Consider the following 22,804-nt stretch of genomic DNA (forward strand, 5'->3'; position numbering starts at 1 on the left):
GTCAGCCGCCCAGTCGGCCGAGCTCGGAGCCGACCGTGTTGGCGCCCTGCTTGACCTCGCGCAGGTACCAGGGCTGGACGGGCGTGCCGCCGCTGTTGAACCGCCAGGTGCCGCGCGGGCTGTCGATGTCCCCGACCTCGGCGATGGCCGCGTTGACCGATTCCGGCGTCACCTTGCCTCCGGACGCCCCGGCCGCGCCGATCGCCTTGTCGAGCACCTGCGCCGCGTCCCATGACGCCATCGCGTAGGTGGTGGGAGCCACCCCGTGGGCGGCGGTGTAGGCGGGCGCGAACTGCCGGTTGGCCGCGTTGTCCAGGTCCGCGCTGTAGTTGAGCGAGGTCAGGATGCCGGTGGCGGCGTCGCCCTGGGCCTTGAGCACGCCGCCCTCGGTGAGGAAGCCGGGTGCGTAGAGCGGGATCTTGCCGGCCAGTCCGAAGTCCCGGTACTGCTTGACGAAGTCGACGGCCGCGCCGCCCGCGTAGAAGCAGAAGACCGCCTTCGCGCCGGACTTCTCGATCTGGGCGAGGTAGGGCTGGAAGTTCTTCGTGCCGGGGAACGGCGTGTAGACCTCCTCCCCCGCGATCTTGCCGCCGGCGGGGAGGAAGGTGGACTTGAACCCTTCGATCTCGTCCTTGCCCGCCTGGTAGCCGGCGGCGATCAGGAAGACCGGGCCCCCGGCCTTCTCGGCCACGTGCTTGCCGAGCGCCTTGCCCGGCTCGTCGTTGACGTACGAGGTCCGCCAGACGTACGTGGTTCCGGTCAGGGTCGTCGGCGAGGCGTTGGAGCCGACGAGCGGGACCCTGCTCGTCTCGAACAGGTCCTTGACCCCGTTGATGGTGGCCGAGCTGACCACTCCGCTGACCGCCAGCACCCGGTCCTGCTTGACCAGTTTCTCGGCGGCCGCCTTGCCGGAGTCGGCGGTTTCCCCCTCGTCCGCGACCACGATCTCCACCTCGCGGCCGCCGAGCCTGCCGCCGTGCTGCGCGACGTAGAGCTCGAAGCCCTGCTTCATGTCGTCGCCGAGCGCCTTGTAGGTACCGGACTGCGGGAGGAGGAGCCCGATCTTCACGGGCCCGTTCTGCCGGTCGCCGTCGCCGGTCCCGAGGCTGGCGCCACCGCATGCGGTGGCCAGCGAGAGGGCTGTGGTGACGGCGAGCAGAGCAGCGGGACGAATCCGACGTGCCATGGGGACTCCGTACGTTGTCAGCCGGCCCTGCGTTGGCGGGCGGCATCGGAAGTGACACGTGTCTATCGCGTGCTGGCGACGCTCGTCAATACTTCGCGATATCACGGATCGAAGCGGCCTCCGACCCCTTGACCCCGGTCTCGGACATGCCGTAACACTTGCCGTCGTCAAAATAACGCAATGCCGATTCGGCGACGGGCTCATGATCAGTCAGGGAGTGAAGCACCATGACCGACGATCCATCGCGGCGCAAAATCCTCAGGAACGGCGGGGTGTTGACCGGCGCCGCACTGCTGTCCGGCCTGCCGGAAGGACACGTGGCCCAGGCCGCCGCCCCGCGGGCGGGCGCGTCCGCGCCCGTCGTGGAGCTGCCCTCGGGCGGCCGGCTGCGCGGCGGCATCGAGGGGGGCCTCGCCGTGTTCAAGGGCGTGCCCTACGCCGCCCCGCCCACCGGCGCCCTCCGCTGGCGGCCGGCTCAGCCCCACCCCGGCTGGCAGGGCACCCGCGAGGCGACGGCCTTCGGCCCCAGCGCGCCGCAGCCCTACCGGGAGGGCGGCGACCAGGTCCTGGGGACGCACGGGTCGCCGCCCTTCGACGAGGACTGCCTCACGCTCAACGTCTGGACCCCCGCGGCCGACAACGCCAAGCGGCCGGTGATGGTCTGGATCCACGGCGGCGGCTTCATCTCCGGCTCCGGCTCGATGCCCAACTACGCGGGCGACACCTTCGCACGCGACGGCGACCTCGTGGTCGTGACCATCAACTACCGGCTCGGGCCGCTGGGTTACCTCTACTTCGGCGAGGACGGAGCCAACGGGAACTTCTGGCTCACCGACCAGCTCGCCGCACTGCGCTGGGTACGGGACAACATCGCCGCGTTCGGCGGAGACCCGGACCAGATCACCCTCGCCGGGCAGTCCGGCGGCGCCCTGTCGGTCGCGGCACTGGCCGGCGCCCGGCCCAAGGGCCGCCCGCTGTTCCGGCGCGCCATCCTGCAGAGCCCGCCCCTCGGCCTGCAGATACCCACCCGGGCCGAGTCCCTTCAGCGCACCGCCGCCTTCCTGGAGATCGTCGGGGCCCGGGACGTGGCGGAACTGCGGGCCGTACCGTGGCCGCGCCTGATCGCCGCGACCTTCGAGATGTTCGGCCGCACGGGCAAGTGGGGGTACTGGTCCACCCCGTTCCTGCCGGTGCTCGACGGGGTCACCCTCGACCGGAACCCGGCCGACCTGCTCCTGAACGGCGCCGGGGCGGACATCGACGTCCTGATCGGCTGGACCCGGGAGGAGGCCAACTTCGCCTTCGCGCTGAGCGAGCCGTACGCCGCGGCGACCAAGGAGCAGGTGCTCGCGCGGGCGCGGGACACCTTCGGAAACCGGGCGGCCGAGGCGTACACCGCGTACGAGGAGGCCCGGCCGGGCGCCCGCCCGGTGGACGTGCTGATGGACCTGATCGGCGACGACCTGTTCCGCATGCCCGCGCTCGCACTGGCCGAGCGGCGAGCGGCCCGCGGGCGTCCGGTGTGGGCCTACCAGTTCAACCTGCCGACACCCGCGCACGACGGCCGGCTGGCGGCGGCGCACTGCCTGGAACTGCCGTTCGTGTTCGACAACTTCGACAAGTGGTCGCAAGCGCCGTTCCTGACGGGTCTGCGCCCCAGGGTCCGCGACGGCCTCGCCGCCACCCTGCACGCGTCCTGGATCTCCTTCATCCGCACCGGCGACCCCAACCGGCACCCGATGCCGCGGTGGGAGCGCTACGGCAGGGAATCGCGCACCACGATGGCCCTCGACTCGGTCACCGCGGCCACCGACGACCTGGCCGGCTACTGGCGACGCCTGCGGCCGCCGGCGGCCTCGTAGGGCCTACCGCGCCTACCGCTCCCGGCCGGAGGGCGGCCGGGGGCGGGCGGGGGCGGACGGGCGGCGGGTTCGTCAGCGGGTGGAGGTGTCGCCGGCCCGTAGCGCGGCCAGGTTCGCCACGGAATTGCCGGTCCAGGGGTGATCCGGTCCGAGGACGCGGCCGCGCTGCTCGACGACGGCCTCCATGTGCGCGATCGCCTCGGGGAACTCGCCGACGCCCGCGAGGGTCAGCGCGAAGAGGGACCGGGAGGCCAGGGTGATCTGGTACTCCGGCCCGTAGCTCCGCCGCGCCGCCTCGAACGCCCGGCGGGCGAGGGGAAGCGCCTCGGCGGGCCGGCCCGCGTAGTACAGGGCGTTCGCGTAGCTGAGTTCCGCCCCCATGGTGATCGTGTGGTCCGGTCCCATGGTCTCGGCGCACTCGCGGAGCACGGCCGGCGCCCCCTCGATCTCCCGGGCGAGCTCCGGGCCCCGGAGCAGTTCCAGGATGATGTAGCGCGCCCTCAGGGTCACCGGATGCAACGGCCCCAGCACCTCGATCCGGCCGTCGACGGCGCGCCGCATCAGGGCCGAGCCCTCGGCCTCCCGGCCGTCCGTCCAAAGGACGCTCGCCAGGACCGCACAGCTTTCGAGGGTGTCAGGAGCGCTCGGGCCGAACAGCCGCTCGCAGTCGGCGAGGGTCCGCCGCGCGAGCGTCTCCGCCTCCTCGTAGCGGCCCAGCCTGCGCAGCGTCCGCGCCAGGCGCTGGCGCAGCCGTACGACCAGCGGGTGTTCGTCGCCCAGCCGTGCCCGGGCGAGCTCCACGGCCTGCTGTCCGACCGCCAGCGCGGAGGCGGAGTCCCCCGACCGGTGGAGGTTGACGGCGAGCCGCAGCGCGCACTCCGCCGCCGACTCCACGACCGGCAGGTCCACGCCCTCGCCAACCACGGGGACCACCGCCGACACCCGCCGGAGCAGCGCCAGTACGTGGGGGGCCAGCGGCCGGAACGGCGCCGCCTCGATGCCGCGTTCGGGGATCTCGGGGAGGACCGCGAGCAGCATCTGCGCGGCCTTCGCGGCGAGTTGTCCGCGCTGACCGGCGGGGGTGCCGCGGGCCACGCTGTCGAGGAGGACCCCGTGGGTCCGCAGGCTGCGCGGAGGGCCCGGCACCAGTTCGGTCAGGGAGTGGTCCAGCAGGCCGCGCAGCGCCGGCTCAACCCGGCCGGCCGGGAGGTCCGCGCCCAGTTCGAGGCCGGACAGCAGGGAGAGCGGGAGCGGGTCGCTCGCCCAGCAGGCCAGCAGGCGCAGCAGGGTCTGGGCTTCGGGCAGGCCCTGGCCGGCGACGGCGTCGAGGGAGAGCTCCCAGGTGCTGCTGACCAGGTGGCGCGAGTCGCCGGCGTGGTCCACGGCCCCCTGGTCGATCAGGTCGATGTCCAGGCGCTGCCCGTACTCGGCCAGCGTCCAGGGGCTGATCACCTGGTGGGCCAGGAAGGTGCCGGCGAGGGTGAGCGCCAGCGGCAGCCGGCCCAGCCGTTCGGCGATCTCCTCCGCCTCCTCGGCCGTCCCGGCGTCGGGCGCGAGGTCGCGGAGCACCTGGGCGGCGTCCGCGCGCGGCAGCACTCCCACCTGGAGGAGCTGCGCTCCGGGCCACCAACGGCTCGCGGCCTGACGGCTCGTGACCAGTACGGTGCCGCGCGGGCTGGTGCGCAGCCAGCCGCCGTCGCGGAGTACGGAGGGGTCGTCGGCGTTGTCGATGACCAGCAGCCAGGGCCGGTCGGAGCGGTCGAGGTGGTCCCAGACCAGGTCCGCCGCGGCCCGCAGCCCGCTGCGCGCGGCCGTCAACTCGCCCTCCGAGGCGCCCCGGTCGGCGGCGACGGCCAGCATGCCGGAGCGCAGGGAGGTGGTGTCGGAGGCGTTCACCCACAGGCCGACGCGGCCCTCGCCCGCGGTCGCGTGCTCGAAGAGCGCGCAGGCGACGGCGGTCTTGCCGCAGCCGCCGAGTCCGTGGAGGACGTGGACCTGGCCGCCCGCGCCCGGGGCGACGGCGGCCCGGAGCGTCTCCATCAGCTCGACGCGGTCGCGCAGGACGAGCGGTGTGCGGCCCAGTGCGGGGCTGCGGACCGTGTCCGGGCCGGACCACGAAGGCCCGTGGTGGTGGTTCTCGACGATGTGCTGGTCGCCTGAGGCCTGGTAGACGCGGCCCTGGCCGCTGGCCCGGCCGTCGGTGCGGCCGTCGGTGCGGCCGTCGGTGCGGCCGCTCACCGAGGGCCCAGGTGCATGTCGCGGCCGGCCTGGTAGACGCGGCTGGTGCCCGACGCGGTGGCGTGCTGGGTGACGGTGGGCGCGGCCGGCGGCTGCTGCTGCGGCTCGATCAGCAGGGCGCGCAGCTCGTCGGCCGCTTCCGGGTGTGCGCTCAGCAGCCGCCGGATCCGGCCCTGCCATTCCGCCGCCAGCTCGGCCTTGGTCTCGTCGTCCCCGTCGTCCTGTGCGCCGAGGAGGTCGTCGCGTGTCGCGTCGAGCTCGGCCTCCACGGCATCGGCCCGCTCCGGAAGGAAGCGCCTCCACAACGCGACCAGCCCCACGCTCGCGCTCTGCCAGGCCTCCGTCGCGAGCGCGGTGACCAGGGCCGTGCCCGCACCGGCCGCCAGAGCGGTGATCTCCGGATCCATCAATCCCCCATGTCCACACGGTATTTGTCTCAGCATCACATACTGAAGACACCCATCTCCTCGGTCTGCCCCGTCGGTCGACCCTCGTCCGTCGACCTCGTCCGTCGACCTCAACGCGGCCGCGGCGGGTTCCGTGGCCGCTGTTAGCCTGCCGTTCATGATCAAGGGCAGCCTGGCCGGCCGCATGAGCCGCACGGTGGGGGACAGCAGGCCGGAGCGCGTGCTGATCGCCGCCAGTTTCGTCAACCGCGTGGGCAACGGCCTGTTCAACGCGGCGTCGGCGCTGTACTTCACCTTGGTCGTGGGCCTGCCCGCGGTGCAGGTCGGTGCCGCGCTCACCATCGCCGGAGTGATCGGCCTGGGCGCGGGGATACCCGGCGGGCATCTCGCCGACCGGCGCGGGGCGCGCCCGATCATGATGGCGGCCCTGGCAGTCCAGGCCGTGTCGATGGCGGCTCTCGTCCTGGTCGAGAGCTGGGCCGCGTTCACGGTCATCGCGACGGTCGACCAGATCGCCGCGGCGGCCGGCGGAGCGGCCTGGGGCGCCCTGGTGGTCCGGGTCGGGGGTGACCGCCCGGCCCTGTTCCGGGCGAGGCTGCGCACCTTCGTCAACCTCGGCGTCATTCTCGGCACAGTGGGTGCCGGGCTGGCCCTGGCCGTGGACACCCGTGGCGCCTACGTCACGCTGATCCTCGGCAACGCGGCGAGCTTCGCCCTGTGCGCGCTGCTTCTGCTGCTCCTCCCCCGCTATCCGGTGCTGCCGGCACCGCCGCAGCAGCGTCGCTGGCTCGCCTTCGCGGACCGCCCGTACCTGGCGTTCACCGTCCTCTACGGGGCCATGGGACTGCAGTATCCCGTGGTCTCCCTGCTCCTGCCGATCTGGATCTCCGAGCACACCGAGGCGCCGCGCTGGACGGTGGCCGCACTGTTCGCGGTCAACGCCGCCTTCTGCGTACTGATGCAGACCAGGATCGGCTCCCGCATCGAAACCCCGCACGACGGCGGCAGGGCGTTCCGCACCGCGGGGCTGCTCTTCCTCGTCAGCTGCCCGATGATGGCGCTGGCGGCGTACGCCCCGGTGTGGGCGGCGGCGGGACTGGTCCTGGCAGCGATCTTCGTCCACAGTCTGGGAGAGGTCTGGGAGTCCTCGGCGGGCTTCGCCCTGGGCTTCGGCCTCGCCCCCGACCACGCCCAGGGCCAGTACCAGGGCCTCCTCGGCCTCGGCTTCAGCGCGGGCCAGGCCCTTGCCCCCGCGATCCTCACGACGGTGGTCCTCGGCCTCGGCACGACGGGCTGGCTGCTGCTGGCCCTGTGCTTCGCGGCGCTGGGCGCCACCGGCCCGGCCCTCGCCCGCTGGGGCGTACGGACCCGGCCGCAGCCGGGCGTTGCCGCGGAAGCGGCGGCGGCTATCGACGAGAACCTCCCGGACGACACTGTTCCACGATCTTGAAGGTGGGGGCGGCCCGGTCCGTGGCCGGGTGAGGCCGGTAAGGTCATGGCCTGTTGGCCCCGGGAAGGCCAGTCGACACACGGGGGTTGTGACACATGCCTACGCCTGAGGCAATCTGGGCGGCCGCCGATCTGCCCGAGCGCCGGCTCGCCGGGGTGGCGCTGAATCCGTCTTCTCCGCAGGACGTCCTGTTGCGGCTCCTCGCCGACGGTCCGCCGGCCGTACGGATGGTGCTGTGCCGGGACCGGACCCTGCCCGACGCCGTGGTCGACGCCGTGGTCGAGCACCCCGACCGCCGCACCCGCAGCTTCTTCGCCCGCAACCCCCATGCCGATCCGGCCCAACGGGTACGGCTGGTGGACGACCCGGAATGGTTCGTCCGCTCCCACCTCGCCGAGGCTCCCCGGGTGCCTGCCGGTGGTGCGCCCAGGCCGCTGCCCGACGAAGCCGCCGTGTACATGATCCGTACGTACGACGCCGAGCTCCTGCAGGGCAGCTTCTACCAGCAGCTCTCCATCGGGCTGCGCCGGTCCATGCCCACCCATCCGGTTGCGGAGGTCCGCCGGTGGGGGGTCGGCGTGTGGAGCCTGCTGCCCGCCGACACCCGGGCCGCGCTGCTGGCGGACGCCGACGAGGAGGTCAGGAAGCGGGCGGAGGTACACGCCCGAGAAGAGGATCCGGCCTGGGTGGAGCGAGAACTGCCCGACCGGTCGTGCCACGCGCGCTGGGACATGCTGATGCACCGGGCCCTCAGCAGGGCCGTCGTGTACAGCGTCCTCACCGCTCCGCTCGCCGAGGGCGAACGGGCGGCGATCGCCGACAACCCCAGCCTGCCCGCCGACGTGGTGACCCTCCTGGCCGGCGATCCGGATCCGGCCGTACGCGTGAGGATCGCCCACCGCGCCGACCTCGGACCCGCCGAGCGCCGCGCGCTCGCCGCGGATCCCGACCCGAAGGTCCGGCTGGCCCTGTCCGTGCACCCCGCGCTGAGCGAGAGGGAACGGGCCGGGATCCACTACGAGATCCCCGTGGACGACTGCTTCCACCTGCGGCCCGAGCCCCACGTGCCCCGCGACCCGCAGGACGTCCGCCGAGACGCGCTCTCCGGCCACCCGCTGCTGCGCCGGAACGCGGCCGCGGACCGCTCTCTGCCGCCCGACCTCGTCGAACACCTGGCCGTCGACGACGATCTCGGCGTACGCGTCCTGCTGGCCCAGAACCACCCCGACGCCCCGGCTTCCCTGCTGCTGCGCAGCTTCCTGGAGTACGACGGCCACCAGCGCGCCCACCTCATCACCCGGCCGAACTTCCCCACCACCGGCCTGTCCGCCTTCGCCGACCACGACGACCCCGAGGTCCGCGCCTTGGCCGCCCGCGACCCCCAGACTGCACCTGCAACGGCAGAGCGGCTCACCCGGGACCCGGACCCGGCCGTACGAGCCGCCCTGGCAGGCCACCCGAACCTTCCGCAGCCCCGGCTGACGGAAATCCTCGACGACGAGGAGCTCGCCCACGCGGCCGCGGCCAACCCGGCCCTGGCCCCCGAGGCGCTGCACCGGCTGGTGACGACGCAGGGCCGGGGGAAGTAGCCGCCGCGGCGCAGCCGGGACCGGACCGGGACCGGGATCGGGATCGGGATCGGGACCACGTTCGGCCTACATGTCATCGCCCCGGGAATACCCGGCATCCGGTGGCGACTTGGCCCGTACATGAACGCAACCCCGTACGACCCGCGCACCCTGCTCGCGGAAAGCCGCCTGGGCATTCTCGCGACGATCAAAGCGGACGGCCGTCCGCAGCTCTCGCCCGTCATGCCCTTCTACGATCCGCAGGCCGACGTCCTCTACGTATCGATGACCGAGGGACGAGCCAAGACGGTGAACCTGCGACGGGACCCCCGCGCCGCCCTGGAGGTGACCAGCCCGGACGGCTGGGCCTGGGCCACCGCCGAAGGCACCGTGACGCTGACCGGGCCGGGAACCGACCCGCACGGCCCCGAGGTCGAGGCGCTGGTGCGGTACTACCGCGCCGCCGCGGGCGAGCACCCGGACTGGGACGAGTACCGGGCCGTGATGGTGGCCGACCGGCGGGTGCTGATGACGATGACCGTCGACCACGTCTACGGCGAAAAGATCCGCTGAGCGCGAGCGCGCCCCGGGACCTCAGCCCTCCGGCCGAAGCAGGTCTCGGTCGCGGCTCACAGCAGTGACTCGTCCAGCGTCAGCGTCGCCAGGCCGGCCGGGCCGTGGACGTGCAGGGCGGCCCGGCCCGTCGGGCCGGGCCCGGTCGCCAGGGCGTGGACCGGGGCTCCGGTGAGCAGGGTGTGCCGTACTTCGCCGGTCAGCGGGTCCCAGAGGCGGACACCGCCCGCGACACCGGAAGCGAGCAGCGTACGGCCGTCCGGCAGGGGGACGCCGGCCAGGGCGAGGGTGCCCGGAGTCTCCCAACTGGCGACCGGGCGGCCGTCGGTCGTGTCCCAGACCTGGATGTCCGTGGAGGACGCGGCGGCCAGCAGCACCCGGCCGTGGGACGGGAGGACGCACGCGCGTCGGAGCAACGACCGGGAGCTGTCGGGTCGTTGCAGTGTGGCGACGCGGCGGCCGGAGTCGAGCTCCACCAGCTCGATGTGCGTACCCACCGCAGCGAGCACTTGGGCTTCGCCGGGCCGTGTGGGGAGGGGTACGAGGAAGTTCGCGCGCCCGATGGGCGGGCGGGGCTCGGGGGTGGCCGAGGCCCCCGCGCCATCGGCGGGATCCCACACCGTGCAGCGGATCTGTCGCCCGCTTTCCATGCTGACGACCATCGGCAGTCCGGTGGCCGTCCTGGTGACGTAGAGCCGTGAGCCCGGGCGACGGTCTCCGCCCACGGACAGGGCCTCGCCGGACACCAGATCCCACACCGACCAGGCGCCACGGCCCCCGACCACCACGCACGCGCTCCCAGGAGGTGACGGGATCGGCTCGACCACGAGGACCGGGCCGGTGTCCAGCTGCTTCACCAGCCGCCCCGTCACGGCGTCGTGGACGTCCAGACCGAGGCGGGTTCCGACGACGAGGACATCTCCGGTGCCGTCAAGGCCCGGATAGCCCGTCCTGCACAGGGGCCACATCCTGGAGCGTTCTCCGGCCAGGCTGAACGGCGCCGCGTACAGCACCTCGGCCGGGCCGTCCTCGTACCGAGCCGCTTCGCGGGCGTAGTCCCACAGCCTGATCCCCTCCGGACCTGCCGAGACGAGCCGCGGACCGGTGGGTTCGTCCAGTAAGGCGAGGCAGTCGACGCGGGGGTGGTCGGCCTCGAACGACTCCTCCCAGCGGCCGTGGATGTTCTGGACGATGATGCGGCTGCCCCGGGAGTAGACCAGCGCCTCGCCGTCGGGCAGTACGGCCAGGGGGCGGCCCCTGAGCGGGTTGGGTCGCACCGGTTCGCCCCGGAAGGGATCCCAGAGCCCCGTAAGGGAGTGCGACTCCGGTCCACTGCCGACGATGAGCAGGTCGTCCTTCTCGGGCCGGGACACGGTCTCGTGCACACGGGCTCCGGACCCCCCGAACGGGGGGTGTCCGGTCCGGCCCGAGAACGGATCCCAGAGGCGGATGCCCTCCGTGGCCGAGAAGGCCACGAGCGCGTGTCCACTCGCCCGACGCACCACTGCGGTCCAGCTCCGGCTGTTCAGCGACGCCCGCGGAAAGCCTTCGACGGTGATGACCTCGCCCGTGCCACGAGCACTCGGCCTCCACACGAACGTGCCCTGCGCCGTGATGACGAACAGTTTCCACCGGGCGGCCCCGTCCTCGAGAACGTGAACGTCGAGGACATGGCTGCGGGCCAAGGCGGCGAGGGGCTGGCCCGAGCCCGAGTCGTGGATGGTGACGCCCCTCAAGCCCCACGTGACGAGGAACGTCCGGCCGCCCGTGGCGCGGATGGGGCGCAGGCCCCCTACCTTCCCGTTCCCGCGGCCGAGTTCGGCCGTCCGCCGACCGGTCGAGGCGTCCCAGATCCGTACCGTCCCGGCCTCCGACAGCACCGCGATCAGGGCCCGTCCGTCGAGCGTGGGCAGTACGCACAGGTCAGTCGTTTCCCCCCGCGTCGGTGCGAGGACGTTCACGCGTGCCGCCCACCGGCCCCAGGTCAGCGTGGCCGGCAGCGTGTCCGGCGCCTCCCACGGCTCGCCCCGTACGCCCCGCTGGAAGGCGATGCTGCCCGTGCGCGAGGCCTGGTCCACGGTGTCGTCGACGTACGGCTCGATGAGTGCCGCCGCCGTCAGCGTGCGCAGCCGCGGGTCCGCCGTCGGCAGGGGCAGGCCGAGGCGGGCGCGCAGGGTGCCGGAGGTCTCCTGGGCCAGCAGGTCCAGCGGCACGCTCGGGTCGTCCAGCACCTCTCCGGCCGCCGCGTGGTGGAGGTAGTGCCTGCGGACGTACGGGTGGGCGGGGTGCGGCCGGGACCGCTCGACCAGGTCGGCCAGCGCCGCGGTGATGGAGGCGTGGGCCGCGGCGAGGGCCTGCGCCGCGGTGGGCGGACGCCACCAGTGCGAGGCCTGGACCGAGGAGCGCACCAGCAGCCACTCGGGGTTCGCGAGCAGGAGGTCGGTCAGCCGCTGGTGGACCGGGCGGTAGACGGTACGGGCGTCCTCCTCAGCGGTGGCCAGGTAGCCGGTGAGGCGGCTGGTGCGCAGGGTCCGGATGGCGTGCTCGGCGGCGTCCGTGCCGACCCCAGGGCCGTCAGCGAGCGCGCCGGGCGTGGCGAGTGCGGCCGGCGTGGCGAGTGCGGCGGTGACGGCGGGCCAGACCTCGGCCCAGGGCAGGCCGGCGCCCGGTGCGAAGGCCGTGGCCCGCAGGGCGGCGACCAGCAGCTCGGCCGGGACACCGGTGCTGCGGGAGACGGCCTGGACGTCCTCGCGGAGCAGCCCGCTGGTGCCGTCGGCGAGGCGCTCCTGCCACCCGTACTCGGTCAGGTCCTGGCGGGTCTGGGCCCGTCGCAACTGGTCGGCGGCGATGCGGGCGTCGAGGAAGGAGGGTGCGACCGCGTCCGCGGTGATCTGCGCCGCTTCCGCGGCCGCCTCGGGTGCGCCGTGGTACGGGCTGTCGGCCGGGGCGAGCAGCAGGGTGGCGGCGTAGGCGGCGATGTCGCCGGCGCAGTCGGGGCCGTCGCTGCGCAGCATCGCGGGCGCGAGGCCCTCGTCCTTCAGGGCCTCGGTCAGCCGCAGCAGCAGCTGGTCGGCGCGTTCGTCGACGAGGTCGTCGCCGGCCGGGTAGGCCACGTCGGGGGAACTGCGGATCCCGAGGAGGAGCCGGACGCGGCGGGCCCCGCCCGGCCCGCGCAGGCGCGCGAGCGGCAGGACGACGTCGTTGAAGACGGCGAGCGGGTCGTCCGCCTCGTCCAGCGCGTCGATGACCACGGTGACCGGCCCCCGGGACGTCCCGGTCCGTTCCATCACCTGCCGCAGCAGGGACTGGAGGGGCAGGTGGGCCGCAGCCGGCCCGGAGGGCTGTCCGCCGTGTCCGTGGCCGAGTCCGGTGACCAGGTCCTGTACGACCGCCCCGGCGGACTTGTTGCGGGCCAGTACGGCGACGTCGATCGCCCCGGGCTCGGGCCGCAGGCTCTCGGGGATAGCCGCGACCATGGCCGCGTGCCGCGGATCCGCCGTGAACCCGGGGTCGGAGAGGGTGACCAGGCGGGCCAGGAGCGCCGACTTGCCGGAGCCGGCCGCGCCCGTGACCACGAGGACGCCCTCGCCGTCGCGCAGGAAGCCGGTCATACGGCTCATCTGCTCGGCCCGGCCGCTGAAGTACCAGCCGGCGTCGTCGGCGGCGGCCCGTCCCGAGGCACGCTCCGGCCAGAACTCGTCGAGGGCGTCCGCCTCCTCGTCCGCGTCGGCGTCCGCGGCCGTCGCGGTCAGGGCGAGCTGGCGCAGCGCCGGGCCGGCCGTGCTGACGGGCGGCCGGTAGCGCGGGTTGGGCAGGCAGGCACTCAGGCCGCGCCGCCGCGAACGCGGGACGATCCACCGGGCGTCCACGAGGTTCTTCTCCACACCCCGCTCGTCCCAGCCGACCTCGTCGAGCAGTTGCTCCCACTCCTGGAAAGACAGATACGGGGCGGTGTACCCGGCGGCCTCGTCCCGCATCCGCTCCCAGGCCAGCGCCACACGTTCGGTAAACGAGCCCACCAGAGGCTGAACGTCGTGGTCCCCGGCCGTGACCACGGCCGCTCCGTCGTGCCCGCGCCGATCCTTGCCCAGCGCCTCGAGCAGGCTGGTCAGTTCGGTGTCCAGGGTGCCGGAGAAACACGAGTCGACGAGCACCAGCACATGCTCGGACTCACTGTCCAAAACCGCGGTGACGAGCTCGCTCGTCGGGAAGGCCGTCGCGAACGGCCGCTCCTCGTCCGTCTCCGCGAGCGTGAGGAAGTGCCGGGGCGCGACCCGACGCACACCGTGGCCGGTGATGTAGACGACAACGGCTTCCTGGTACTCGGCCGCGGCGAGGTTCTCCTTGCCCAGGAATGCGCGCAACTCCCCGACCGAACGCACCGACGGCGCCTGACTCACCTCGAAGCGGCGGGCATCGTCCAGCGCCGGGTCCGCGAGCCAGGCCGTGATCCGTTCAACCTGCTGGGCAATGGCTTCATCGAACCCCGGAGGACTGTTCTTGTACCCGTCCACCGCCACCACGACCAACCGCCGCCGGACGATCCCCTCCAGCTCCTCGGCACTCACAGCTCTCCCCCTGCTCCCCTGCCCCGCGCGAGGTGCGTGCGCAGGGCTTCCTCAGCCTATCGGGAGCCGCCGGCGGGGCCGTGGTTACGATCGACTCAGAGCAGAGGCCCGGTGGACGGGCGGGTAGGGGGAGCGCGTGAACGTGCTGCAGGTCGTCGGGGTGCACGGCATCAAGCAGGGGGCGTCGGCCACGACGGAGGGTCTGAGCCGGACCTGGCAGGAGTCGGTGGCCAAGGCGTTGGCCGCCTCCGGGGACGGGGCGACGGCAGGTCCCGTCCAGCTCACCGTCCCCTCGTACCAGGGCGTGTACCCGAAAACGGCGACCCGGTTCATGCGCCTGGGCCCGGACCCGGCCGATGACGAAGCCCCCGTGGAGGAGACGGAAGAGGCATTCATCCTGGACGCCCTGGCCGCGTACGCGCCGTCGGCGGTCGCCCTGGAGGACGATTCCCCGATGGCCGGCCAGACACTGGGCGCGGGCCGGCTCACACCGCGCATCCTGCGGCGGGCCCAGGCCGTGGACCGGGTGGCGGGCAGGGGCGTGACGGACCGTCTGCTGTGGCTGGTCCGCGAGGCGCACGGCTACCTGCGCCAGGAGGAGACCGGGGCCGCGGTGCGGGCCGAGGTGGGGGCGGCGCTGGCGGCGACGGGCGCGCGGATGGTCATCGCGCATTCGCTGGGCAGCGTCGTGTTCTACGACATGCTCAGCCGGGGCGAGGTTCCGGCCGCGGCGGATGGGAGTCCTGGGGTGATGTCGCTGATCACGTGCGGCTCGCCGCTGAGCTGGCTGGCCGTCAGGAAGGGCGTGCACACGGCCGGTGCCCCGCTGACGGTTCCGGCGGGGGTGGAATGGACCAACCTCTACGCACCCAACGACCCGGTCAACAAGTTCGGCGGCCTGAACCACCTCGCGGCCGCCGTCACGGACATCAAGGTCAACAACGGCAAGCTCAACGCCCACGACGTCCGCCGCTACCTGGACAAACCGGCGGTGGCAGAACGCCTGGCGAAGGCCCGGCTGCTGTGACGGCGTCGTCGTCCTGGAACGAGGCGTGGCAGGCGGCGTGCAGGATCTCCGCGCCGGCCATGTCGCGCAGCACCCGCTCGCGGGTGGCCGCCTCGCCGATCAGCGGGTTCGTCCCCAGGCGCGCGCCGAGCAGCCGCGCCTCGGAGCGGGCGTGGGGCAGGTCCCCGCCGGGGTCGCCGAGCACGACGGCGCCCCGGCCGCCGCCCGCCGTGCGGTGGCCGAGCGTACGGAGCAGGGAGACGCTGGGCAGGTAGCCGACCGGGTTGCGGTCCAGGAGGGTGGCGCCGCCGTCCGGTGACAGGGCGTGGAACGCTACGTTGTGCAGGGCCCCGGTCGGGCAGATCGGCACGGTGTCCCCGGGGGTGGTCAGCCCCTTCAGCGGGGCCACCAGCGGGCCGAGCACCTGCTGGAAGAGCCCGGGCATGTCGGTCGCCATCTCGCGCACCCGGCCCGCGCCGCCCAGGTTGTCCTCGATGAAGCGGAGCATCCGCCCGGAGTCCGCGTCGATCCCGGTGACGGCCAGACCGCTGCGGGGGTCGAGGGTGAACAGCACGGTGCGGCCGTCGCCGAGGTGTGCGTACGAGGCCACCACGACCCGCTCGCCCGCGAGTTCCTCGAGGACGGCGCCCGGTGATGCCACCGCCGCGCAGCGGATGGCGACGTACTCCTCGGCCGCCGGACAGCGTTCGGCGATCGCGGACCATACGGCGGCCAGCTTCCGGCCGATGTCGTGGTGCAGGGCCCAGTCGGTGTGGGCCGCCTGTCCTACGGCGGTCCGCTCGCGCAGCAAGGCGGCTTCCCGGGCGAGCAGTTCACCCGGCACGCCCGCGGGCGGGCGGAGTTCGGCCGTGCTCATGGCGTCGAGCAGGGAGCGGGCGCGCAGCCGCTCGGAGACCGTGAACGCCGCCTCCGTGCTGCCGTAGCCGTCGACCCGGTAGCGGGTGAGCAGTGCGTACACCTCGGCGCGCTCGTCCTGGATGCGGCGCCGCAGCGCCGGGTCGGTCTGCTGGGCCCGCACCAGGTCGGCCAGGTCGACGCCGAGACGGCGAACCGGGGGTGGGCCGCGAACACGGCGTCGAGCAGCCGCGCCCGGTCCGCGACCCGGCCGTCCTCCACGGCCACGGACCGCGCCAGTCCGTGGAGCAAGGCTCCGAACAGTTCCTCCGCGTCGCCGCCGCGGTGCTCGGACAGCCAGCGCTCCAGCGGGTCCCGCGCCGGGACGGGCTCCCCGGCCTCCCACCACCGGTGTGCGGCCTCCCGCGCCGAGACCCGGACCCCCGTCGCCCGGCGCACCTCCTCGACGGCGGCGCCCGGCCCCTGGCCCGCCCGCTGCTCCAGCGGCTCCAGCGCCCGGTCCAGGGAGTCGCGGAGGCTCTCGGCCTCCGGTGCGGTCTCCGCGGTGGCGAGCATCCCGATGCGCCCGAGGGCCACCGCGACCGGGTTCCCCACGGCGCTGCCTCGGTGGTCGGCCCGGGAGAACTGCCGATGCGCCTCCTCGCCGTCCCGCGCCCGGTCGGCGGCGATGCCCCGCAGGACGTGGGCCTCGACCACCGTACGCTCGCCTGCCGTGCGGACGTCACGGCCTTCGCGGCCCTCGCCCGACGCCGCGAGGGCCATCCCGGCGGCCGCCAGGACCTCCCCCATCGCCTCGGCCGTCTCGGCGTCCTGCCAGTCGGTGCCCGCGCCGGCCGCCAGCGCGACCAGGTCCGCGCAGAGCTGCCCGGGCCCCGGCCGGCCGTCCCTGCCGATGACGCGCAGCAGTTCTTCGGCCGGGAGCGTGCCGAGCCTTCGGACGCGCTCCCCCGCCGCGGCCGGGTCCGTCGGCTCCGGCCCGGTGAACTCGGAGGCCCGCAGCGCGCCCCAGAGCCTGAGCAGTGCCCAACCGAACATGACCGCCCCCCTGCGTCATGCGTCACGCGTCACGCGTCATGCGTGCATGTGCCACGTGGTGTGAACCGTACGTCACTCCACCCCCTTCCAACGTCCTTTCATCCTCTACCGGTTCCCTCAGGCAGCGGTCAGGAGGGTGCGCAGCGCGGTGCGGTCGGTCTTGCCGTTGGCGTTGAGCGGGAGGGCGTCCAGCACGGTGAGCGTGGCGGGGACCATGTAGCCGGGCAGGCGGGCGCGCAGGGCCTCCGTGAGGGCGGCGGCCCGGTCGGGGCGCGGGCCGGAGCAGGCGGCGGCGAGTTCGGTGCCGCCGCCCGCGTTCGGGACGGCGATAACGGCCGCCTCGCTGACGCCGTCCTGCTCGCGCAGGGCGGCCTCGACCTCGCCGAGTTCCACGCGGTAGCCGTTGACCTGGACCTGCTGGTCGAGCCGGCCCTGGTGGAGGTAGCCGCCGTCGGGCAGGGCGGTGACCCGGTCGCCGGTGCGGTACCAGTGGTCGTCGCCGAGCGGCGTCGCCGGGTCCCAGGGGCTGCCGTCGGGGGCGAGGAAACGGCCGGTGTTGTCGGCGGGGTCCAGGTATCCGGGGAAGCGCTGGGGGCCCCGCAGGCACAGTTCGCCGTCGCGTACGAGCGCCTCCAGGCCGGGGTAGGGGCCGCCGATGGGGACGGTGCCGTTGGAGGTGCGCGGCCAGGTGTCCGGCTCCCCGGACAGGTGGTGGCCGGTGCAGGTGACGGTCAGCTCCGTCGGACCGTACGCGTTCTCCACGGTGCTGTACGGGGCGGCCAGCCGCCAGGCCTCCGCCTGTTGCAGGGTCAGCGGCTCGCCGCAGAAGACGCTGCGGCGCAGGGCCGGGAGGCTGTCCGGCCGGAGCTGGCGCAGCCGCCGGGCGAGCGAGACGAGGGAGGGTACGGAGTTCCAGTGGGTCAGCTCGCGCCGGGCGGCGAACCGGACCGGGGTCAGCAGCTCGGTGCGGTCGGGGACGACGAGGGTGGCGCCGGAGCCCCAGGCGCAGAACATGTCGAAGACGGAGGGGTCGAAGGTGAGGTCGAAGGTCTGGGAGAGCCGCGCGCCGGGTCCGGCGTCGTGCGCGGGGACGACCTGCCGCAGGAAGGCGTCCGCGTTGCGCTGGAGGACCGGGACGCCCTTGGGCACGCCGGTGGATCCGGAGGTGAACAGGATGTAGGCGAGGTCGCCGGGTCCGCCCTGGACCGGCGGCGGCGCGGAGCCCGCGGCCAGCGCGTCGAGACCGCCGTCGGTCAGCCGCAGGACGGGCGCGGGCAGGGTCAGGCCGGGCGCGGCGTGTTCGTCGGCGAGTACGGCGTCCAGGGCGGCGGCCCGGGCCACGGTGACGTGGCGGGCGTGCGGGAAGGCCGGGCCGAGCGGCACGACGGCGGCGCCGAGGCGCTGGACGGCGAGGTATCCGGCGTACGCGACGAGCGTGCGCCCGGCGAGCAGGCCGACCCTGCGCGGGGCGCGGCCGCCGAGGTGGTCGAGGAGGGCGGCGGCGATCCGGCCGGCCAGGTCGTCGAGTTCGGCGTAGCTGACGACGCGGCCGGCGGCCTCCAGCGCGGGCAGCGTGGCGTGGGCCGCCACGGAGCCCGCGAACCAGTCATGGAGGGTGCGGTGCCCGTCGGGCGCGGCCGGGGGCGGGGGCGCCGGTGCGGGTGCGGGTGCCTCCGTGGCCGCCGGTGCGGACGCGGGTGCGGATGCGGGCGTGGCCGCCTGCACGGACGCAGGTGCGGACGCGGGCGTGGCCGCCTGCACGGACGCGGATGCGGACGCGGGCGTGGCCGCCTGCACGGACGCGGATGCGGACGCGGGCGTGGCCGCCTGCGCCGGTACGGACGCGGGTGCGGACGCGGGCGTGGCCGCCTGCGCCGGTACGGACGCGGGTGCGGATGCGAGCGTGGCCGCCTGCGCCGGTACGGACGCGGGTGCGGATGCGGGCGTGGCCGCCGGTGCCGGTACGGACGTGGGTGCGGACGCCGGTGCCGCTGTGGCCGTGGTCGCGGGGCTCGGTGCAGCCGTGGTCGCGGGGCTCGGTGCAGCCGTGGTCGCCGGGGTGGATGCCGGTGCGGTCATCGTGTGTCTCCTCGGGGTTCGAGGCGGGCGAGCACCTGCTCGGCCGAGTCGGCGAGCGTTGCGAGGACGACCTCGGTGGCGCCGCCGCCGATCCCGAACAGGGCCGCCTGCGCCCTGGTCTGCTGGACTGATCCGTCGGCGAACCCGGCGGCTCCCCACCACTGCGCGCACTCGCCGAGCACCTGGCCGACGGTGGCCCCGGCCGCCGCCTTGAGGGTGGCGGCCGCGGTGGTGTCGTAGCGGCGGGCCACGGGTTCCGCGAACTGCTCGCACAGGGCGTTCAGTTCCTGGGTGCGGACCAGGCAGGCGGCGAACCGCTGCCGGATGGCCTCGTTGTCCCAGAGGGTGGCCTCGCCGTGGGCCCGTGCGGCCAGCCGGGTCCGGGTGTCGGCCAGGACGCGCCGGCAGAGGGCGACTCCCCACAGGGCTCCGGCGAGCCGCTCGGTGGCGATGTGCCGGGCGAAGGAGGGCAGGCCCATGCCCACCCGGTCCACGAGGTGACCGGCGGTCAGGCGTACGCCGTCGAAGCGGACGTGGCCGGTGCCGGATGCCGCGTAGAGGGAGGAGTCGGCGGGCCGGACGTGTACGCCGGGCGCGTCGGCCGGGACGAGCACCCAGGTGAAGGAGGTGAAGTGGCGACCGGGGCGCAGGCGGGCCAGGACCAGGAACCAGGCGGCGGTGGTCGCGTTGGCGATCCACTGCTTCTCGCCGGTGACCTCGACGGTGTCCCCGTCGACGTGGACGGCCGTGTGCAGGCCGCTGAGGTCGGTGCCCGCGGTGGCGTCGGTGGCGGCCAGGGCGGTGGTGACCCGTCCGGCGAGGGCGTCCTCCAGGGCGCGGCGGGCGGGGTCGGTGGTGCCGGTGGCCAGGACCGGCAGGGTGGTGGCCAGCGGCACGCTCACCGAGAGGGTGGCGGGGATGCCGAAGCGGGCGTCGGTGGCGGCCAGCAGCCGGGCGAGCGCGGCGGGGCGCACCCCGCGGCGCGGGTCGCCGTCCCGGTAGCAGGCGGCCAGATGGCCCGCGCCGCCGAGGGCGGACCAGACCTCGGCGCCGGAGGCCCCGGGAGGCAGGGCCTCCAGAGCGCCGTCAAGCGTGACGTGCGGCGTACCGTCCCGCGCCTCGTGCGGCGTACCGTCCCGCGCCTCGTGCGGCGTACCGTCCCGCGCCTCGTGCGGCGTACCGTCCCGCGTCTCGTGCGGCGTACCGGGCAGGACGCGGATGCCGAGGTCAGACAAGGCGCACCCCCGTGTCGCGCAGGGCGAGGCGGCCGTCGGCGAGGTGGAGGCGGTCGTTGCTGTAGTTGAGGGCGGCGGACCTCAGGTCGCGCAGGGCCTGTTCGAGGCGGGTCGGCGAGTCCTTGAGGTAGCCGTGGCGCAGCCCGACCGCCGTCACCAGGTCGTCGACGGCCTCGTGGCACTGCTCGGCCGCGGTGATCTTCAGGCTGTTGAGCAGCAACTGGCCGCTGGGCGTGTGCAGTTCGGTGCCCTCCTCGACCATGGCGAGGGTGTGGCGGAGCAGGGCGTGGACGGTGTCCAGCCGCTGCCGGGCCCGGGACAGCCGGGTCAGCAGCAGTTCGGAGCCGATGTCGAAGCGGCCCCGGCCGTCCGGGGCGCGCAGCAGCCGCAGGACGCGGGAGAGGGCTCCGGCGGCCGTGCCGAGCCAGGCCGCCGACCAGCCGAGGTGGGCGTACGGGGCGAAGATCCCGCCGGCGATGCGGGAGAACTCGCCGTGCTCGCCGACGACCTGGTGGCCGGGGACGCTGCCGGTGAGGCGCAGCGGCACGCTGTGGCTGGCCCGCATGCCGAGCGGCTGCCAGTCCCCGTCGCCGGTGATGTGGAGCTGCTCGCGGTCGGCGTAGACGAGCGAGACCTGGTGCCCGGCGGTGGCGCCGGGGCTGCGCATGGTGACGAGGAAGCCGTCGGCGTGGGCTCCGCCGGTGACCACGGGCGCGAACCGGTCGATCTCCAGGTGGCCGTCCTGCTCGGCGAGGCCGGCTTCGGCGGTGAGGAGCCGGCCGCCCTTGCCCTCCTCGGTGGTCACGGAGGCGAGGTAGACCTCGCCGGCCGCGAGCCGGGGCAGCAGGGCGGAGCGCAGCGGCTCGTGGGCGTGGCGCACCAGCGCCTCGGCCTGCTGGCAGTGCATGGCGAAGATCATGGCCACGGACAGGTCGGCGCGGCCGAGCCGCTCGGTCACCTCGACGACATCGCGCAGGGTGCCGCCCGGTCCGCCGTGTTCGGCGGGGACGAGCAGGCCCAGCAGGCGGGTGCGGCGCAGGGCGTCGAGTGCCTCGACGGGGAAGACCGCGTCCCGGTCGGTGCGGGCCGCGTGCTCGGCGGCGACGGCGGCCACCTCCTCGGCGGCCTCCAAGGCCTCGACAGCAGCAGCGGACGCGGCCTCGGCGGTGGTCACGGCCGTGGTCATGCCGCCACCTGGCCCGGGGAGCCCTGGCCCGGCGAGATCTGGGCGGAGACGGCCTGCCAGAGGCTGCCGGCGGTCGCGAAGGTCTCGTCGTTGAGGTCGGTGTCGGGCAGGGAGATCCCGAAGGTGTCCTCGAGCGTGAACAGCAGCTCGATCGCGGCCATCGAGTCGATGCCGAGGGCGCGCAGGTCGGTGTCGGAGGTGATGTCGACGCCGGCGGAGCCGTCGACGGAGGGGCGGAGGATCTCGATGAAACGGGGGTCCATGGGAGGGGTCCTTTCCTCGGGCGTGGAGCGGATGCGAATGCGAATGCGGATACGAATGCGGATACGGAGACCGGTACGGCTTATCGCACGCGCCTCATGCAGCCGGGGCGGCCGCCCGGGGGCTGATGGCGATCTGGCAGAGGTCGTCGACGCGGCGCAGGTTCTCCGGGATCAGCTCGTCGGCGTCGAGTTCCACGTCGAGGTCGCGCTCCACCCGTTCGATCAGCTCCACGAGCCGGAAGGAGCTGAAGGTCGGGAAGGCGGTGAACTCGACTCCGTCGAGGAGGTGTTGGCGGGGTGCGCCGAGTACGGAGGCGGCGATGCCCGCGACGGCCTCCCGCAGCTCCGGGTCCGCGACGGCCTCGCGCCGCACGGGCTCCGCGGCGGCCTGCGGTGCGGGCGCGGCGAACGCGGTGGCGTCGGCGGCGAGCGCCGCGGCGAGCCGGTCCAGCACGCCGGGCGGTTCGGTCCGGCCGCGCGCCACCCTGCGGTGGGCGAGGTAGGACTGTTCCACGACCAGGTCCCAGCGCCGCAGGTGCTCGGTGTCCACGGGCAGCGACAGCCGGGCCCGCCACCGGGCGTGCAGGGCGCGGGCCCGGGCCAGCAGCCAGGTCTCGGAGGCGAGTTGTTCGAGGGCGGCCGCGCGGTCGGGGTGGTCGGCGTAGGCGGCGAGGTAGCCGTCGGGGTCTCCGCCGTCGTACGCGGGCCGCGGCGCGGTGGCGTCGAGGAGCGTCGGCGCCCAGGCGATGACCTCCGCGGTGTCGATGCCCGCGAGGTCGCCGGCGCCGAACTCCCAGTGTCCGGGGACCGCGTGCCCCCACGGGGTCTCGGTGCGGTAGCCGTCGGCGACGTGGAAGCCGTCGGGTCCGGGTGCGAGGAGGAAGCTGTGGTCCATGTGGCGGCGGCCGTGGTAGGGCAGCCAGGGCATGGCGTGCGCGTCGGCGACGACGTAGTGCGTGGTGCCCCGGGCCCGTACGACGTCCTGGAGTTCGGCGCCGGTGAGCCGGGTGCGGCTGCTGGCCTTCAGGCCGAGGAGTTGTTCGGCCTCCGCGATCCGCTGGTCGAGCGACGGGTCGACGGTGGGCAGTCCGTGGGCCCCCGGGCGGGTGTGCCAGCGCAGGGCGGAGCCGAGCCGCAGGTGGGTGTCCGGCCCGTGGTGGTGGTCGGCGAGCACGGCCAGGTTGACCTGGATGCAGTCGAGCAGTTCGGCGTGCACGGAGCCGAGCGCGTGGCGTTCGGGCAGCGGCGCCGGCGCCGCGTGGTCGTTCATCT

Annotated in this window: 16 protein-coding genes; 5 read left to right on the forward strand and 11 right to left on the reverse strand. The window is 74.3% G+C overall.

Annotated features, from left to right (window positions below; translation table 11 throughout):
• Position 1 precedes the first annotated feature (1 nt).
• Positions 2 to 1,186 (reverse strand): ABC transporter substrate-binding protein, encoded by a 1,185-nt coding sequence (locus ACFWP3_RS09345; protein WP_384217987.1) that lies wholly within the window; start codon positions 1,184 to 1,186, stop codon positions 2 to 4.
• 227 nt (positions 1,187 to 1,413) lie between these two features.
• On the opposite strand from ACFWP3_RS09345, the gene ACFWP3_RS09350 reads away from it, so the two are divergent.
• Positions 1,414 to 3,048 carry a carboxylesterase/lipase family protein gene (locus ACFWP3_RS09350; protein WP_384217990.1) on the forward strand — a complete coding sequence of 545 codons (1,635 nt, stop codon included), beginning with the start codon at positions 1,414 to 1,416 and terminating at the stop codon, positions 3,046 to 3,048.
• Positions 3,049 to 3,120: 72 nt separating this feature from the next.
• On the opposite strand, the gene ACFWP3_RS09355 is transcribed toward ACFWP3_RS09350, so the two are convergent.
• Positions 3,121 to 5,088 carry a tetratricopeptide repeat protein gene (locus ACFWP3_RS09355; RefSeq protein WP_384218085.1) on the reverse strand — a complete coding sequence of 656 codons (1,968 nt, stop codon included), beginning with the start codon at positions 5,086 to 5,088 and terminating at the stop codon, positions 3,121 to 3,123.
• Positions 5,089 to 5,282: 194 nt separating this feature from the next.
• Positions 5,283 to 5,693 (reverse strand): hypothetical protein, encoded by a 411-nt coding sequence (locus ACFWP3_RS09360; RefSeq protein ID WP_384217992.1) that lies wholly within the window; start codon positions 5,691 to 5,693, stop codon positions 5,283 to 5,285.
• Between the two features lie 157 nt (positions 5,694 to 5,850).
• Between ACFWP3_RS09360 and ACFWP3_RS09365 the strand changes: the two genes are divergently transcribed.
• The 3 genes from ACFWP3_RS09365 to ACFWP3_RS09375 all read left to right on the forward strand — a co-directional run bounded on the left by ACFWP3_RS09365 (position 5,851) and on the right by ACFWP3_RS09375 (position 9,284).
• A complete protein-coding gene (locus tag ACFWP3_RS09365) occupies positions 5,851 to 7,143 on the forward strand; it encodes an MFS transporter (RefSeq protein WP_384217995.1) in 1,293 nt (430 codons plus the stop codon).
• Positions 7,144 to 7,238: 95 nt separating this feature from the next.
• Positions 7,239 to 8,732 (forward strand): hypothetical protein, encoded by a 1,494-nt coding sequence (locus tag ACFWP3_RS09370; protein ID WP_384217997.1) that lies wholly within the window; start codon positions 7,239 to 7,241, stop codon positions 8,730 to 8,732.
• A gap of 120 nt (positions 8,733 to 8,852) precedes the next feature.
• A complete protein-coding gene (locus ACFWP3_RS09375; RefSeq protein ID WP_384217999.1) occupies positions 8,853 to 9,284 on the forward strand; it encodes a PPOX class F420-dependent oxidoreductase in 432 nt (143 codons plus the stop codon).
• 56 nt (positions 9,285 to 9,340) lie between these two features.
• Here the strand turns inward: ACFWP3_RS09375 and ACFWP3_RS09380 are convergent, their stop codons facing one another.
• Positions 9,341 to 13,852, reverse strand: a complete 4,512-nt coding sequence (locus ACFWP3_RS09380; protein ID WP_384218001.1) for an AAA family ATPase — start codon at positions 13,850 to 13,852, stop codon at positions 9,341 to 9,343.
• Positions 13,853 to 13,988: 136 nt separating this feature from the next.
• Between ACFWP3_RS09380 and ACFWP3_RS09385 the strand changes: the two genes are divergently transcribed.
• Positions 13,989 to 14,879, forward strand: a complete 891-nt coding sequence (locus ACFWP3_RS09385; RefSeq protein ID WP_384218004.1) for a hypothetical protein — start codon at positions 13,989 to 13,991, stop codon at positions 14,877 to 14,879.
• Here the strand turns inward: ACFWP3_RS09385 and ACFWP3_RS09390 are convergent.
• The 7 genes from ACFWP3_RS09390 to ACFWP3_RS09420 all read right to left on the reverse strand — a co-directional run bounded on the left by ACFWP3_RS09390 (position 14,803) and on the right by ACFWP3_RS09420 (position 22,802).
• Positions 14,803 to 15,735 carry a CHAT domain-containing protein gene (locus ACFWP3_RS09390; RefSeq protein WP_384218087.1) on the reverse strand — a complete coding sequence of 311 codons (933 nt, stop codon included), beginning with the start codon at positions 15,733 to 15,735 and terminating at the stop codon, positions 14,803 to 14,805. The two genes, ACFWP3_RS09385 and ACFWP3_RS09390, sit on opposite strands and share 77 nt — an antisense overlap.
• Positions 15,732 to 16,769: a hypothetical protein gene (locus ACFWP3_RS09395; RefSeq protein ID WP_384218006.1), complete on the reverse strand. Its 1,038-nt coding sequence runs from the start codon at positions 16,767 to 16,769 to the stop codon at positions 15,732 to 15,734. The genes ACFWP3_RS09390 and ACFWP3_RS09395 overlap by 4 nt, the downstream gene beginning before the upstream one ends.
• 117 nt (positions 16,770 to 16,886) lie before the next feature.
• On the reverse strand, positions 16,887 to 18,848 hold the full coding sequence (locus tag ACFWP3_RS09400; protein ID WP_384218008.1) for an AMP-binding protein: 1,962 nt from the start codon (positions 18,846 to 18,848) through the stop codon (positions 16,887 to 16,889).
• On the reverse strand, positions 18,845 to 20,083 hold the full coding sequence (locus ACFWP3_RS09405; protein ID WP_384218010.1) for an acyl-CoA dehydrogenase family protein: 1,239 nt from the start codon (positions 20,081 to 20,083) through the stop codon (positions 18,845 to 18,847). The genes ACFWP3_RS09400 and ACFWP3_RS09405 overlap by 4 nt, the downstream gene beginning before the upstream one ends.
• Positions 20,076 to 21,269, reverse strand: coding sequence for an acyl-CoA dehydrogenase family protein (locus tag ACFWP3_RS09410; protein ID WP_384218012.1), 1,194 nt, complete (start codon positions 21,267 to 21,269; stop codon positions 20,076 to 20,078). Before ACFWP3_RS09410 ends, ACFWP3_RS09405 begins: the two co-directional genes overlap by 8 nt.
• Entirely contained in the window at positions 21,266 to 21,532 is a 267-nt protein-coding gene (locus ACFWP3_RS09415; protein ID WP_384218014.1) for an acyl carrier protein, read from the reverse strand. Before ACFWP3_RS09415 ends, ACFWP3_RS09410 begins: the two co-directional genes overlap by 4 nt.
• 94 nt (positions 21,533 to 21,626) lie before the next feature.
• Positions 21,627 to 22,802, reverse strand: a complete 1,176-nt coding sequence (locus ACFWP3_RS09420) for an acyl carrier protein (protein ID WP_384218016.1) — start codon at positions 22,800 to 22,802, stop codon at positions 21,627 to 21,629.
• Between the last annotated feature and the right edge of the window lie 2 nt (positions 22,803 to 22,804).

The organism is Streptomyces sp. NPDC058525, from assembly GCF_042719495.1.
GTDB lineage: Bacteria > Actinomycetota > Actinomycetes > Streptomycetales > Streptomycetaceae > Streptomyces.

Bases quoted from the DNA above. Each gene is read 5' to 3' on its own strand.
- ACFWP3_RS09400 (WP_384218008.1), bottom strand. From the start codon at position 18,848: ATGACCGCACCGGCATCCACCCCGGCGACCACGGCTGCACCGAGCCCC.
- ACFWP3_RS09350 (WP_384217990.1), top strand. From the start codon at position 1,414: ATGACCGACGATCCATCGCGGCGCAAAATCCTCAGGAACGGCGGGGTG.
- ACFWP3_RS09345 (WP_384217987.1), bottom strand. From the start codon at position 1,186: ATGGCACGTCGGATTCGTCCCGCTGCTCTGCTCGCCGTCACCACAGCC.
- ACFWP3_RS09360 (WP_384217992.1), bottom strand. From the start codon at position 5,693: ATGGATCCGGAGATCACCGCTCTGGCGGCCGGTGCGGGCACGGCCCTG.
- ACFWP3_RS09415 (WP_384218014.1), bottom strand. From the start codon at position 21,532: ATGGACCCCCGTTTCATCGAGATCCTCCGCCCCTCCGTCGACGGCTCC.
- ACFWP3_RS09420 (WP_384218016.1), bottom strand. From the start codon at position 22,802: ATGAACGACCACGCGGCGCCGGCGCCGCTGCCCGAACGCCACGCGCTC.
- ACFWP3_RS09410 (WP_384218012.1), bottom strand. From the start codon at position 21,269: ATGACCACGGCCGTGACCACCGCCGAGGCCGCGTCCGCTGCTGCTGTC.
- ACFWP3_RS09355 (WP_384218085.1), bottom strand. From the start codon at position 5,088: ATGGAGACGCTCCGGGCCGCCGTCGCCCCGGGCGCGGGCGGCCAGGTC.
- ACFWP3_RS09375 (WP_384217999.1), top strand. From the start codon at position 8,853: ATGAACGCAACCCCGTACGACCCGCGCACCCTGCTCGCGGAAAGCCGC.
- ACFWP3_RS09370 (WP_384217997.1), top strand. From the start codon at position 7,239: ATGCCTACGCCTGAGGCAATCTGGGCGGCCGCCGATCTGCCCGAGCGC.
- ACFWP3_RS09395 (WP_384218006.1), bottom strand. From the start codon at position 16,769: ATGTTCGGTTGGGCACTGCTCAGGCTCTGGGGCGCGCTGCGGGCCTCC.
- ACFWP3_RS09390 (WP_384218087.1), bottom strand. From the start codon at position 15,735: ATGAGCACGGCCGAACTCCGCCCGCCCGCGGGCGTGCCGGGTGAACTG.
- ACFWP3_RS09365 (WP_384217995.1), top strand. From the start codon at position 5,851: ATGATCAAGGGCAGCCTGGCCGGCCGCATGAGCCGCACGGTGGGGGAC.